General features: G+C 62.2%; 14 protein-coding genes and 1 tRNA gene. 3 read left to right on the forward strand and 12 right to left on the reverse strand.

Annotated features, from left to right (window positions below; genetic code table 11):
- Positions 1-297 precede the first annotated feature (297 nt).
- From B4L76_RS21955 to B4L76_RS21985, 7 genes are all read right to left on the reverse strand, one after another.
- Positions 298-373, reverse strand: a tRNA-Gly gene (locus tag B4L76_RS21955).
- 64 nt (positions 374-437) lie between these two features.
- On the reverse strand, positions 438-998 hold the full coding sequence (pgsA, locus tag B4L76_RS21960; protein WP_296235219.1) for a CDP-diacylglycerol--glycerol-3-phosphate 3-phosphatidyltransferase: 561 nt from the start codon (positions 996-998) through the stop codon (positions 438-440).
- Between the two features lie 33 nt (positions 999-1,031).
- Entirely contained in the window at positions 1,032-2,855 is a 1,824-nt protein-coding gene (uvrC, locus tag B4L76_RS21965) for an excinuclease ABC subunit UvrC (RefSeq protein WP_296235220.1), read from the reverse strand.
- A gap of 4 nt (positions 2,856-2,859) precedes the next feature.
- Positions 2,860-3,498 carry a response regulator transcription factor GacA gene (gene gacA, locus B4L76_RS21970; RefSeq protein ID WP_003251380.1) on the reverse strand — a complete coding sequence of 213 codons (639 nt, stop codon included), beginning with the start codon at positions 3,496-3,498 and terminating at the stop codon, positions 2,860-2,862.
- Between the two features lie 63 nt (positions 3,499-3,561).
- Positions 3,562-3,951 (reverse strand): helix-turn-helix domain-containing protein, encoded by a 390-nt coding sequence (locus B4L76_RS21975; RefSeq protein WP_296235221.1) that lies wholly within the window; start codon positions 3,949-3,951, stop codon positions 3,562-3,564.
- Between the two features lie 69 nt (positions 3,952-4,020).
- On the reverse strand, positions 4,021-4,452 hold the full coding sequence (locus B4L76_RS21980; protein WP_296235222.1) for a GNAT family N-acetyltransferase: 432 nt from the start codon (positions 4,450-4,452) through the stop codon (positions 4,021-4,023).
- 23 nt (positions 4,453-4,475) lie between these two features.
- The gene (locus B4L76_RS21985) at positions 4,476-4,865 is read right to left on the reverse strand and encodes a DUF488 domain-containing protein (protein WP_296235223.1); all 390 of its coding nucleotides are present in this window, start codon (positions 4,863-4,865) and stop codon (positions 4,476-4,478) included.
- Between the two features lie 127 nt (positions 4,866-4,992).
- On the opposite strand from B4L76_RS21985, the gene B4L76_RS21990 reads away from it, so the two are divergent.
- Both B4L76_RS21990 and B4L76_RS21995 read left to right on the forward strand, forming a co-directional pair.
- Entirely contained in the window at positions 4,993-6,495 is a 1,503-nt protein-coding gene (locus B4L76_RS21990; RefSeq protein WP_296235224.1) for an inorganic phosphate transporter, read from the forward strand.
- Positions 6,496-6,626: 131 nt separating this feature from the next.
- A complete protein-coding gene (locus B4L76_RS21995; RefSeq protein ID WP_296235225.1) occupies positions 6,627-7,019 on the forward strand; it encodes a hypothetical protein in 393 nt (130 codons plus the stop codon).
- A 104-nt stretch (positions 7,020-7,123) separates the two neighbouring features.
- On the opposite strand, the gene B4L76_RS22000 is transcribed toward B4L76_RS21995, so the two are convergent.
- The 5 genes from B4L76_RS22000 to B4L76_RS22020 all read right to left on the reverse strand — a co-directional run bounded on the left by B4L76_RS22000 (position 7,124) and on the right by B4L76_RS22020 (position 11,307).
- Positions 7,124-7,816: a glutathione S-transferase N-terminal domain-containing protein gene (locus tag B4L76_RS22000; RefSeq protein WP_296235226.1), complete on the reverse strand. Its 693-nt coding sequence runs from the start codon at positions 7,814-7,816 to the stop codon at positions 7,124-7,126.
- Between the two features lie 108 nt (positions 7,817-7,924).
- Positions 7,925-8,698: an OmpA family protein gene (locus B4L76_RS22005; protein ID WP_296235227.1), complete on the reverse strand. Its 774-nt coding sequence runs from the start codon at positions 8,696-8,698 to the stop codon at positions 7,925-7,927.
- 11 nt (positions 8,699-8,709) lie between these two features.
- Positions 8,710-9,090, reverse strand: coding sequence for a DUF4398 domain-containing protein (locus B4L76_RS22010; RefSeq protein ID WP_296235228.1), 381 nt, complete (start codon positions 9,088-9,090; stop codon positions 8,710-8,712).
- 281 nt (positions 9,091-9,371) lie between these two features.
- Positions 9,372-9,869 (reverse strand): PaaI family thioesterase, encoded by a 498-nt coding sequence (locus tag B4L76_RS22015; RefSeq protein WP_296235229.1) that lies wholly within the window; start codon positions 9,867-9,869, stop codon positions 9,372-9,374.
- A gap of 55 nt (positions 9,870-9,924) precedes the next feature.
- Complete coding sequence (locus tag B4L76_RS22020) at positions 9,925-11,307, reverse strand: amino acid permease (RefSeq protein WP_296235230.1); 1,383 nt, start codon at positions 11,305-11,307, stop codon at positions 9,925-9,927.
- Between the two features lie 255 nt (positions 11,308-11,562).
- Between B4L76_RS22020 and gcvA the strand changes: the two genes are divergently transcribed.
- Entirely contained in the window at positions 11,563-12,459 is an 897-nt protein-coding gene (gene gcvA / locus B4L76_RS22025; RefSeq protein WP_225778480.1) for a transcriptional regulator GcvA, read from the forward strand.
- Positions 12,460-12,492 lie beyond the last annotated feature (33 nt).

Raw genomic sequence — 12,492 nt, forward strand, 5'->3', positions numbered from 1 at the left:
TGAGGCTTGGAGGTGTCTTGGAAACCAGGGGCGATTCATGAGCGATCGCCCGCGGTGCTTGAACCACAGGGTGTACATCGCCTGGAAGGTATTCTGCTCCGCCAGGTTCTGTGTGTGGCGCTGATGCCGGCAGTAATAACCGTCACGGTGGAAGTCCGGATTTCATGGACTAATTTCTTGCCTAGAAAAGTCCGGATGCCCATGGATCGGAGCGGCTTTGACTGGAACGAAAAAAGACGCCGAAGCGTCTATTTTCAATGACTTACAGAATTGCATGGAACTCTGTAGATCTATAAATGGAGCGGGAAACGAGACTCGAACTCGCGACCCCGACCTTGGCAAGGTCGTGCTCTACCAACTGAGCTATTCCCGCGTCGTGATGGGGGCCATTCTAGCGATTTCCAAAATGGCGTCAACCCCTTGATTCAAAAAACTTTTTATTTCTGCTCCGAGCCTTCGCGCAGGTGCGGCCAGGCGGCCAGCAGGTAGTGCACCATCGACCACAGCGTCAGCCCTGCCGCCACCAGCAGCAGCGCGTAGCCAAGGATAACCCAGAAGGTTACCGCCGGCGGGTTGGCCAGCAGGATCACCAGCGCCAGCATTTGCGCGGCGGTTTTCCACTTGCCCAGGTTGGACACCGCCACCTGCGCGCGTGCTCCCAGTTCAGCCATCCACTCGCGTAGCGCCGAGACCACGATCTCACGGCCGATGATCACCGCCGCCGGCAGGGTCAGCCAGAAGTTGGCGTGGGTCTGCACCAGCAGCACCAGCGCCACCGCGACCATCAATTTGTCGGCCACCGGGTCGAGGAAGGCCCCGAACGGTGTGCTCTGCTGCAGACGACGCGCCAGGTAGCCATCCAGCCAGTCAGTGGCGGCGGCGACGGCGAACACGCTGCTGGCAGCCATGTAGCTCCACTGGTACGGCAAGTAGAACAGCAGGATGAAAATCGGGATGAGCAAAACGCGCAGGACGGTGAGCAGGTTTGGAATATTCATCGGTACGACTGGCGGCAAGTTGAGCCCGGCATTCTACTCGCTATGCAGGCTGGCATAAATCGACTCGGCAAGCTTTTTACTGATGCCGGGGGCCTTGGCAATTTCATCGACACTGGCGCGGTTGAGTTCCTGCAGGCCGCCGAAATGTTTCAGCAGGTCGCGGCGGCGCTTGGGCCCTACCCCGGCCACATCTTCCAGGCTGGACACCCGCCGCGCCTTGCCGCGCCGCGCGCGGTGGCCGGTGATGGCGAAACGGTGCGCTTCGTCGCGGATCTGCTGGATCAGGTGCAACGCCGGTGAATCGCCCTTGAGGGTGAATTCGTGATGCACATCATTCAGGTACAGGGTTTCGAAGCCGGCCTTGCGCGTTACGCCCTTGGCCACACCGAGCAGGGTCAGGTCGGTAAAGCCCAGCTCCTGCATGACGTCGCGGGCCATGTTCAACTGGCCTTTGCCACCATCCACCAGCAGCACGTCGGGCAGCTTGCCCTCGCCATCGCGAATGCGCCCGTAGCGGCGAGTCAGGGCCTGGTGCATGGCGGCGTAGTCGTCGCCGGCGGTGACGCCTTCGATGTTGAAACGGCGGTAGTCCGACTTCAACGGGCCTTCCGGGCCGAACACCACGCAGCTGGCCACCGTGGCCTCGCCGCTGGAGTGGCTGATGTCGTAGCACTCCAGGCGCTGCGGCACTTCGTCCAGGCCCAGCACCTCGGCCAACGCTTCGAAGCGTGCGGCCATGTGCTGGCGGTTGGCCAGGCGTGCATTGAGGGCCTGCTCGGCATTGGTCACCGCCAGCTGCTGCCAGCGGGCGCGGGTGCCGCGCACCCGGTGGCTGATGGCCAGTTCGCGGCCACGCAGGGTCTGCAGGGCTTCGCCGATGGCCTCGAAGTCTTCATGCAGCACGTTGACGATCAGTTCGCCGGGCAGTTCGCGCTCGGCATTGCCCAGGTAGTACTGGGCAAGGAACGCGGCCATCACTTCGGCCACCTCCTCCTCGATGCCAACCTGCGGGAAGAAGTTCTTGCTGCCCAGCACCCGCCCGCCACGCACGCTGATCAGGTGCACGCAGGCGCCGCCGGGGTTGACGAAAGCGGCGACGACGTCGACGTCGCCACTGCCGCCTTCGATGTATTGCTGGTCCTGGACCCGGCGCAACAGGGCGATCTGGTCACGCAACTCGGCGGCCTTCTCGAAGTTGAGGGCCATGGCGGCCTTCTCCATCTCGGCATTCAGCTCGTTGCCCAGCTGCTGGCTACGGCCTTCGAGGAACATCACCGAGTGGCGCACGTCTTCAGCATATTCCTCGGCGCCCACCAGCCCGGTGCACGGCCCTTTGCAGCGCTTGATCTGGTACTGCAGGCACGGTCGGGTGCGGTTGGCGTAGTAGCTGTCTTCGCACTGGCGCACCGAAAAGGCCTTTTGCAGCAGGCTGAGGCTTTCACGTATGGCTCCGGCGCTGGGATACGGGCCAAAGTAGCGGCCCTTGGCCTTCTTCGCCCCACGGTGAATGCCCAAGCGCGGAAATTCGCCGTCGGAAAGAAACACGTAGGGGTAGGATTTATCGTCGCGCAACAGGATGTTGTACGGCGGTCGCCACTCCTTGATCAGGTTCTGCTCCAGCAGCAGCGCCTCGGTTTCGTTGGCGGTGATGGTGGTTTCGACCTGGGCGATGCGCGCCACCAGCGCAGCGGTCTTGGGTGCCAGGCCGGTCTTGCGGAAGTAGCTGGCCAGGCGTTTCTTGAGGTTCTTGGCCTTGCCTACGTAAAGCAGGCGAGCTTCGCCATCGAACATCCGGTAAACGCCCGGGCGACCGCTGCAGGTCGCCAGGAAAGCACTGGCATCGAAAACTTGGGACATGAGGTTACAGGCTTGCGTCGACCATACCGTGGCGAACGGCCAGCAAGGTCAGTTCGACGTCGCTGGTGACCGAGAGTTTTTCAAAGATCCGATACCGGTAAGTATTGACGGTCTTGGGCGACAGGCACAACTTGTCGGAGATGATCTGCACTTTCTGGCAGCCGACGATCATCAGCGCGATCTGGATTTCCCGTTCCGACAGGGCATCGAACGGCGAGCCCTGTGGCTGGAAGGGTTTAAGCGCCAGCTGCTGGGCGATCTGCGGGCTGATGTAGCGCTGGCCGGCGAAGGCCAGGCGGATGGCCTGGACCATTTCGTCAAGGCCTGCGCCCTTGGTCAGGTAGCCGGCGGCGCCGGCCTGCAACAGGCGTGTGGGGAACGGGTCTTCCTCACAGACGGTCACAGCCACTACCTTGATGTCCGGGTGGCTGCGCAGCAACTTGCGGGTGGCCTCGAGGCCGCCGATGCCGGGCATTTTCACGTCCATCAGCACCACATCCGGCTTCAACTCACGGGCCAGCTTGAGCGCCGACTCGCCCGAGTCCCCCTCACCCACCACCTGCAGGCCGTCGATGTCGGCCAGCATGCGGGTAATACCGGTTCGTACCAGATCGTGATCGTCAACCACTAGGACCCTAATCAAGCACACACCTCGTCAGCAGGGCGATTGGATCCCGCCACCTTAACAAAATTTTTCATGGCGGGCCTAACGCATTCCTTCTGTCAGAAATGACTGAGCTTCGGTGTTGAACGGTCTCGCTGCCTGCCGTGGCCTGGCGTTGTGGGTCAAGCGCGCCATCAAGTGCCAAAGTGCTGCCTGATCGTCGCTCGACAACTGCCGGAAAGCTGCCAGCAAACCGGCCTCATCCATGCTCAGCGCCTCCAGTGCTGCCGGGGTGCGCGTGCCGCTGAGCACATAGAGGGCATCCACACCCTGCGCCGCCAATGCCGCCAGGTAATCGAGCCGCGGCGTGCGTTCGCCACTCTCGTATTTGCCTTGGGCGTTGGGTTCGACCCCACCAATATCGCCAAACGCCCGCTGGGTCATACCCAGGCGCTCACGCTCTTTCCGCAACCGCGGCCCGATTCCATCCATAGCGGTTCTCCTGTTGCCAGGGTTCACTATGCCGATGCTCTTTGGCCACTACAAGCCACCATTAAGCTATCAATCAATCGTGCGCTGCATGCGCACGAAACATTCGTCCTCGCCCATTTCGACAAAGCCGTGCCGCTGGTACAACTGGCGCGCCGGGTTGCTGCGAAACACCATCAACCGCAGCAGGGGCAGGCGGCGCTGCCTGGCCCATTGCGCCAGTTGCTCCAGTACCCAGCTGCCGACGCCCCGCCCACGCTGCTCCGGAAGCAGGTGCAGTTCGCGGATGAACAAGGCCTGACGGTCCTGGCTGAGGCTGCAAAAACCCAGCAGGGAATCACCTTCGGTGACCAACCACTGCTCACGCCAGCCCCAGGCCTCGTCGAACGCTTCCTCGAGCCACAACAGACCATATTCGTGGTAGTACGGCAGCATGGCACGCCGCGTCAGATCGCGGGCGAAGGCGCAGTGGCTGGCGTTGGCGGGGGTAAGGCTCAGCGGCATCAACTGTCGGACTCTCGGGTTCGTCAATCCTGGGCGTAGCATACCGGCGAACTGCCGGGCCCTCGCCTATCCAGCTCGTCTTCAAGCCATTCGGCCAGCACCCGGGCATTGTTACACTCGGTGTCCTTGCCGGCGTAGAGCAAGGTCAGCGTACCCTTCCCTGCCACGTCCAATAGCGCATACCAATGTGCGGGATGATCTGCCAGCTCTTGCCGGTAGCGCTGGGCAAAACCGGTGAAGTCCACGCTTCCCTGATGAAATGCCTTGCGCAACTCATCCGAGGGCGCAACTTCGCGCAACCACTGCCCGTGCAGGTCCTCCTTGCGCTTGTTACGCGGCCACAGGCGATCGACCAGCACCCGCTGGCCATCGCCTGGCTCAATCGCATCGTAGACACGCTTGCAGCGAATCATCGGTTTTTCCTGCCGTTACCGTCCGTCATAAGCCTAGGTAATTCATTGATCGAGGTCACGGCCAGGCGTCGAATTGTTTCTATGCTCAAGGCCTTCGGCACCTTCGCCAACGCCAACCGGAGCCCTCATGGCTACCCCGTTACTGGCCAGCCAGCCGCAGCTGGCCGAACAGCACGCCCGTCCGCAGCTGGCGCAAAAACCTGGCCGCGCCACCCTGGCGTTGTTCTTCGGCCTGCTGCTGGCCGGCCTCGCCTACAGCGCCTGGAGCCTGAAACAGGACGTCAGTGCCAGCGACACGGTAATCACCACCGTCACACCATTCCTGCTGCTGGGCCTGGCGTTGCTGATTGCCCTGGGCTTCGAGTTCGTCAATGGCTTCCATGACACCGCCAACGCAGTCGCCACGGTGATCTACACCCACGCCCTGCCAGCACCTGTGGCGGTGGTCTGGTCCGGCCTGTGCAATTTCCTTGGCGTGCTGCTTTCCAGCGGTGCGGTGGCGTTCGGCATCATCGCCCTGCTACCGGTGGAGCTGATCTTGCAGGTCGGCTCTTCAGCCGGCTTCGCCATGGTCTTCGCCCTGCTGCTGGCGGCAATCATCTGGAACCTCGGCACCTGGTGGCTGGGCCTGCCGGCCTCCTCTTCGCACACCCTGATCGGTTCGATCATCGGCGTCGGCGTGGCCAATGCGCTGATGCATGGGCGTGACGGCACCAGCGGGGTGGACTGGTCCCAGGCCAGCAAGGTCGGCTATGCCCTGCTGTTCTCACCCCTGATCGGTTTCGTCTGTGCCGCCCTGCTGCTGGTGGCATTGCGGGCGCTGGTCAAGCGCAAGGCACTGTACCAGGCACCGCAGAGGCAAACGCCACCGCCGTGGTGGATTCGCGGCGTGCTGAACAAGACCATGCCCACCGAGCAGGCGCTGCAGTTTTCCGCCATTGCCGAGGTTACCCGCCAGGCGCTGGTACGCAGTGCCCCGCAAGCCGCCCCGGCCGACCCGCGGCAGGTGCTGACCACTTTCATTGCCCAGCCCAAGGCCAGCCCGCAACTGGTGCCGGCGCTGGCGGCACTGACCGGCATGATCGGCCAGCAGGTCAAGGGCTATGGTTCGCTCAAGCGAGTACCGGCCGAGGCCATGGCCAACGTGCGCAATGACATGTACCTGGCCAGCGAAGCCATCCGCCTGATCGAGAAAAGCCTGGTGAGCTTCGATGCCGACACCCGCAGCCATGTGCAGTTGTTCAAGACCCAACTGGATGATGCTACCCGCTACATCCCGCTGTGGGTGAAGGTGGCCGTGGCCATCGCGTTGGGGTTGGGGACCATGGTTGGCTGGCGGCGCATCGTAGTGACGGTGGGCGAAAACATCGGCAAGACCCATCTCAGCTACGCCCAGGGCGCTTCGGCCGAACTGGTGGCGATGTGTACTATTGGCGCAGCGGACCTGTTCGGGTTACCGGTGTCGACCACTCATGTGCTGAGCTCCGGCGTCGCCGGGACCATGATGGCCAACGGGTCGGGCCTGCAGAAGCGCACACTGGTCCATTTGTTACTGGCCTGGGTGCTGACATTGCCGGCGGCGATGCTGTTGGCTGGCAGCCTTTACTGGCTGATGCCCGCCATTTTCTGAAACCCGCTCGCAAATCACGCAGTGTGGACGAACCCGTCAGGCCCTAGCAACTGACATATCTGCCAGTAGAGGAAAAGCTAAGGTCTGCTGATGATGATGCTTCCATCAATCACCGCAGAAGGCGACGCATCATGGCATACCAACACCAAGCGTTCGATTTCAAAAATGACAAGAGACGAGCTACAAACCAAGGCGAGTTCAAGGTAAAACTGACGCATGACGGCGTTCCGAAAGAGCTCGTGTTAACGCAAGTCCATTTCTCCCGAGTTATGATTTTCGGAATGGATGACCGTTACTTCCTGTTGATTGGTTGCTCCACTGGGCTGGCGGTAGGGCGCCATGTGGTCGGGCAGAATCAGGGCGATCATTACGCACAGCTGGTGGTGGACAACGACAGCAAAGGTTTAGCCACCAGTGGCGAAATCTACATCATTGCAGCCAACGACAACGTCGTGAGTGGCAGTTTCAAAGTCAGCTATGACCACGGCTTCACGGCTGAAGGCAATTTCACCGTGAGCCCGTGAGCGCAGGGTGCGGGCCGTCACGAACAGGCGCTTGGGCAGGCCTGTCCGTTGACGGTTATTCCTTACCGGGTAGCACACACGCTTGCAGCGAACCACCTGCTCACCTAAGGAATTGCCAGGCCCCGCTGCACCGCTGGCCGCTGCAGGAATATTGCCAGCACCCGCTGCACTTCCTTGAACTGCTCGAAACCGACCAGCTCGCGGGCGTTGTACCGCTCTACCAGGTTACGCACCCAAGGGAAGATTGCGATATCGGCGATGCTGTAGTCAGCGACCATCCAGTCCCGCCCCTGCAGATGCCGGTCCAGCACGCCGAGCAGGCGCCTGGATTCGTTGACATAGCGATCACGCGGGCGCTTGTCTTCGTATTCCTTGCCAGCAAAGAAGTGGAAAAAGCCCAGCTGGCCGAACATTGGCCCGATGCCGCCCATCTGGAACATCAGCCACTGAAGCGTCTGATAGCGCTGGGCCGGGTCGTGGCTCAGCAACTGCCCACTCTTTTCCGCCAGGTACTGCAGGATCGCGCCTGATTCGAACAGCGCCAGCGGCTGGCCGCCCGGCCCATCGGGGTCGAGGATGGCGGGGATCTTGTTGTTGGCACTGAGCGAGATGAATTCGGGGCTCAGCTGGTCATCGTTGTCGAAACTGACCTTGTGCGGCTCGTAGGCCAGGCCGATTTCCTCCAGCATGATCGACACTTTGACGCCATTGGGCGTGGGCAGCGAATACAGCTGCAAGCGCTCGGGGTGTCGCGCCGGCCATTTACGGGTGATGGGGAATGCGCTCAGATCGGTCATGCCTGGCCCCTGCAGAAATGAAAGCGACTACTTTAGGGGCAACGTCGCGGTTTGACCATCGCCTGGCAGATGAACGAAGCGCGGCTCCCTGCCGCGCCCGAGCGGCAATCAGTAGCGCGGCGCCACCGCCTCGGCGCCCTGCGAGATGATCACCTCGACACGACGGTTGAGCTGGCGCGATTGCGCATCGGCATTGCTCGCCACCGGGTACTCCTTGCCATAGCCGGCAGTGGTAATACGCGCGGCCGCCACACCCTGGCGACGCAAGGCATTGGCTACGGATACGGCACGTCGTTCTGACAGCTGCTGATTGAAGGCATCGCTACCGGTGGAGTCGGTGAACCCTTCCACCAGCACCTTGCGCTCCGGGTTGGCCAGCAGGTACTCAGCCAGTTGCCGGATGTTTCGTTGGCTGCTGCCGCGCAGTTCCGCACGGCCGGTATCGAACAACACATCGCCGAAGGTCACCACGGTACCGCGCTCGGTCTGTTTGGCCTTGAGCGCCTGCAGCGCCTTCAGTTGGGCGGTACGCACGTCCAGCCGCGCCTGGGTACGTTGCGCCTCGATACCCTGCAAGCCGGCTTCCGCCTGGCGCAGCAGGATGGTCTGCTCGGCGCTTTCGATCTTGCGCTGGGCCAGATAGGCCAGTTGCTCGACGTCGGGCGATTTACGATTGTTCAATGAAGCCCCTTCGGCCTTGCCCAGGGCGATGTAGGCTTCCTGGGTTTCCAGTGCGGCAATCCGGCTGGCCTCAGGCTTGCCCTGCAGTACCGAGTAGGCCTCACGGGCCTCCAGCAGGCGGGCGTTTTCCGGCGTGGCAGCGCAGCCGGCCAGCAGCAGACCAAGTAGCGAAACCATTGTAAACAGGGGGCGTTTCGACATGTTCGTGTCCTTCATTGGATGGCGTTTTGCGGCGCTTCGAGCATTTCCTGGCGGAGCACCTCGATGCCTTTGCGGGCGATATCCAGTTGTTCCTGGCGTTTAGCGGCCATGGCCTTGCGCTCGGCCAGACGGGCATCGGCCTCGGCCTGCTCGGCCAGCCGGCGGACCAGTTCGAGGTCGTCCTGGCCGAGGGCGCGATCCATGGCGCTGAGCTTGTCCTGGGCCGCGCGCATCTCGACCGGGGCATATTGCGTGGCACCGGCAGACACCGCGCGATTGACCGCGCTTCGCGTCAGTTCGATCTGCTCGTTGGGCACGAGGGCGCTGGCGCAGCCGCCGAGCAATATCAGCGAGCCGACGAGCACGCTTTTGACTGTGGATCTGGCACGCATGAAAGGGTCTCCTTGAATGCGCCTGCAAAGGTTTCGGGCATGACGTTGCCGCCGTTGCCGGAGTGGTCGATGCAGAAGGTTGGGCAGGAACCAGGATGGCGGTGAGAAGCCCTTCCGCGTCAGCGGGCCGGGCAAGGGGGCAGCGTGAAATACGTGCGGGTCATCCTGGGCTTCTTGTGGTGAAGACGCGGCCAGAGTAGTGCGAAAAACGGGAGGCCCAAATCGGACCTATCCGTGAAAGAGGTGCGTTTTTTCAACAGGCAGGCGGCATGGCGTCGGGTTCAACCCTGGCCATGCGCCTTGAGCTTGAGCTTTTCCGTGTCCACGCGCACGAACACCGAGTCGGCACTGACCGTCAGTACATCACCGGCCCAGACCTCGCAGAGCACCCGCGTCTTGCGCCCCACCTCACCTTCCACGCGGGCCTTGAGCAGCAACTCGACGCCCATCGGTGTAGGTTTCAGGTAGTTCAGGCTGAGTGTGCCAGTGACGCAATCGATACGCGGCAGGCTCCCCGCTTCACGGCCTTCGGCGCGGTAGTGGTAGGCCATCGCCGTCCAGTTGGAGTGGCAGTCCACCAGCATTGCCAGCAAACCACCGTAGACCAGGCCGGGCCAGCCGATGAAGGTGCTGTCTGGTGCATGCCGGGATACCAGATGGACGCCGTCAGCGTCCCAGTGGCTTTGCAGGTGCAGGCCGCCGGGATGGGAGCAACCGCAGCCGTAGCAGGTGCCGTCGGGTGCAGCCAGGGCCTGGAGGGAAAGGGGCTGGTCGTTCATACGCATCCTGTGCTTGTTGGAATGGGGGCGATAGGCCCCCATTTAAGCAGAAACATCAAGCTGGCTGGGTGACTGCCTTGCCGCGCTTCTGGGTCAGCGCCACCAGCAGGATGAACAGGGTCACACCTGCGGTCATCAGGGTCTCGTAGCGGTAGGCATCACTGAACAGCATGTAGCCCAGGACCATGACGATGGTGCCAATCACCAGCCAGGTCAGCCACGGGAACAGCCACATCTTCAGTTCCAGCCGGCGCCCCTCGCGCTCGGCACGGGCACGCATGCGCAGCTGCGACACGGCTATCACCAGGTATACCAGCAAGGCGATGGCACCGGTTGTGGACAGCAGGAAGCCGAACACTTTGCCGGGGAACACATAGTTGACGAAGCAACCGGCAAAACCGGCCAGGGTAGAGAAAAGCACCGCCACGGTCGGTACCCCAGCGCCGGAGATACGCTTGGTCACGCTCAGCGCCTGGTCACGGGCACCCAGCGAATAGAGCATGCGCGACGCGGTATACAGGCCCGAGTTCATGCAACTGGTCACGGCCACCAGCACCACCAGGTCGACCAGCAGCTTGGCACCCGGCACATTCAGCACTTCCAGCACGCGCTGGAACGAACCCACCGCTTTCAGCCCCGGGTCGTTCCAGGCCACCAGCGATACCACCAGGAAGATCGACGCCAGGTAGAAGATGGCGATGCGGTACACCACCAGGTTGGTGGCGCGGCGGATCTTGTCTTTCGGGTTGGCGGTTTCGTCCGCAGCGATGGTCACGATCTCGGCGCCGAAGAACGAGAAGATGGTGATCAGCACGCCACCCAGCACGGTGCCGAAACCGTTGGGCATGAAGCCGCCGTGGTCCCACAGCCGGCTGACTCCGGACACCTCGGCCAGCGGCCAGACGCCGAACACTGCCAGGCTGCAGACCGCGATGAAGGCGATGATCGCTACCACCTTGACCAGGGCAAACCAGTATTCGAAGGCGCCGAAGTTCTTCACGCTGATCAGGTTGGTACCCGACAGCACCAGCATGATCAGGAAAGCAAACAGCCAGGACGGCACAGCGGGGAAGTAGGCATGCAGGATATCGGCACCGGCGATCGCCTCGACCGGGATGATCAGCACCCAGAACCACCAGTACAGCCAGCCGATGGTAAAGCCTGCCCAGGGGCCGATGGCTTCGGAAGCATAGGTGGAGAACGAGCCGCTATTGGGGTTGGCGATGGCCATTTCGCCCAGCATGCGCATGACCAGCAGCACCAGCAGGCCGGTCATGGCGTAGGAAATGAGGATGGCCGGGCCAGCGGTGGCGATGGCGTTGGAAGAGCCGATGAACAGGCCGGCGCCGATGATGCCGGCGATAGAGATCATGGATACCTGACGAGAGGTCAGGCCGTGCTGCAGGGTGCGCTGTTTGTTGTTGTGTAGCGAAGCCATGAATAACCCTCGAATGGCTCGGCCGCGGCGAAGCGGCGGAAGACTGGAGCAGAATTCTGGTCAAGTTCTGATGTTGGTTATTGTTGTTTTGCAGATGTTGGAAAAACCTACTGGCCTCCTCTTCGCACAACCAGTTGTCATCATTGATCCAGGTCAGTATTAATCTATAGGCCGGGGTCAACAAACGACCTTTTCGAAACACATCATTCCGCTACAGAATGAACTTCTTCCTTTTTTGCTCGGTATTTGCCCCTCATGTCCAAACGCCTGATGCCTTCGACTACCGCCCTTCAGTGCTTCGAAGCGGCCGCGCGTCACCTCAGTTTCACCCGCGCGGCGCAGGAACTGCACCTGACCCAGAGTGCGGTCAGCAAGCAGGTGGCACAGCTCGAGGACATGCTGGCGCACTCGCTGTTCCAGCGCATTCGCCGCCGCCTGCACCTGACCCCGGCCGGTGCGCTGTACCTCACCGAAGTGAACAAGATCCTCACCCAGATCGACATTTCCAGCCGTTACATCCTCAGCTACGGCGACGAGACCGAAGTGCTGCGCATTGCCACCCAGCCCACCTTCGGTGCGCGCTGGCTGGTGCCGCGGCTGAAAGGTTTCGGTGACCGCTACCCGCGCATTCACCTGGACATCCGCAACGAGCTCGAGCCATTCGACCTGGTCCAGGCCAAGGCCGACATCGCTTTCTTCTTCGGCCAGGGCACCTGGCCCGGGGCAACCTGCATCGAGCTGTTCAGCGAAGAGGTGGTACCGGTGTGCAGCCCGCAGCTGCTGGCCAGCCACCGTTTCGACAGCGCCCAGGCACTGGCCGAGCACCGCCTGCTGCAATGCGTGTCGCGCCCGGAAGCCTGGCACGAATGGTTCCTGGGGCTGGGCTTGCACAGCCAGAACAGCTACCACGGGCCGCGCTTCGACACGTTCTACCTGTGCATCCGCGCGGCCATTGCCGGCTGCGGTATCGCGTTGATCCCGCGCTACCTGGTGGCCGAAGAGCTGAGCGAGGGCAAGCTGGTAGTGGCCTGGGACCACCCGGTGGCGAGCAATGGCCGGCACTTCATCGCGCACGCCGAGCATGCGGCCGAAGTGCCCAAGGTGAGGGCCTTCGTGCAGTGGATTCGCGAGCGGGTGGCTGAGGGGGACTGAGTGGCCGGTACAGGCAGTACGAACTCGGCGACA

The organism is Pseudomonas sp. UBA4617 (assembly GCF_002386445.1).
In the GTDB taxonomy this organism is placed as follows: Bacteria; Pseudomonadota; Gammaproteobacteria; order Pseudomonadales; family Pseudomonadaceae; genus Aquipseudomonas.

Coding starts and splice junctions, on each gene's coding strand:
- pgsA (WP_296235219.1), bottom strand. CDS start 998: ATGAATATTCCAAACCTGCTCACCGTCCTGCGCGTTTTGCTCATCCCG.
- uvrC (WP_296235220.1), bottom strand. CDS start 2,855: ATGTCCCAAGTTTTCGATGCCAGTGCTTTCCTGGCGACCTGCAGCGGT.
- B4L76_RS21975 (WP_296235221.1), bottom strand. CDS start 3,951: ATGGATGGAATCGGGCCGCGGTTGCGGAAAGAGCGTGAGCGCCTGGGT.
- B4L76_RS21980 (WP_296235222.1), bottom strand. CDS start 4,452: ATGCCGCTGAGCCTTACCCCCGCCAACGCCAGCCACTGCGCCTTCGCC.
- B4L76_RS21985 (WP_296235223.1), bottom strand. CDS start 4,865: ATGATTCGCTGCAAGCGTGTCTACGATGCGATTGAGCCAGGCGATGGC.
- B4L76_RS21990 (WP_296235224.1), top strand. CDS start 4,993: ATGGCTACCCCGTTACTGGCCAGCCAGCCGCAGCTGGCCGAACAGCAC.
- B4L76_RS21995 (WP_296235225.1), top strand. CDS start 6,627: ATGGCATACCAACACCAAGCGTTCGATTTCAAAAATGACAAGAGACGA.
- B4L76_RS22000 (WP_296235226.1), bottom strand. CDS start 7,816: ATGACCGATCTGAGCGCATTCCCCATCACCCGTAAATGGCCGGCGCGA.
- B4L76_RS22005 (WP_296235227.1), bottom strand. CDS start 8,698: ATGTCGAAACGCCCCCTGTTTACAATGGTTTCGCTACTTGGTCTGCTG.
- B4L76_RS22010 (WP_296235228.1), bottom strand. CDS start 9,090: ATGCGTGCCAGATCCACAGTCAAAAGCGTGCTCGTCGGCTCGCTGATA.
- B4L76_RS22015 (WP_296235229.1), bottom strand. CDS start 9,869: ATGAACGACCAGCCCCTTTCCCTCCAGGCCCTGGCTGCACCCGACGGC.
- B4L76_RS22020 (WP_296235230.1), bottom strand. CDS start 11,307: ATGGCTTCGCTACACAACAACAAACAGCGCACCCTGCAGCACGGCCTG.
- gcvA (WP_225778480.1), top strand. CDS start 11,563: ATGTCCAAACGCCTGATGCCTTCGACTACCGCCCTTCAGTGCTTCGAA.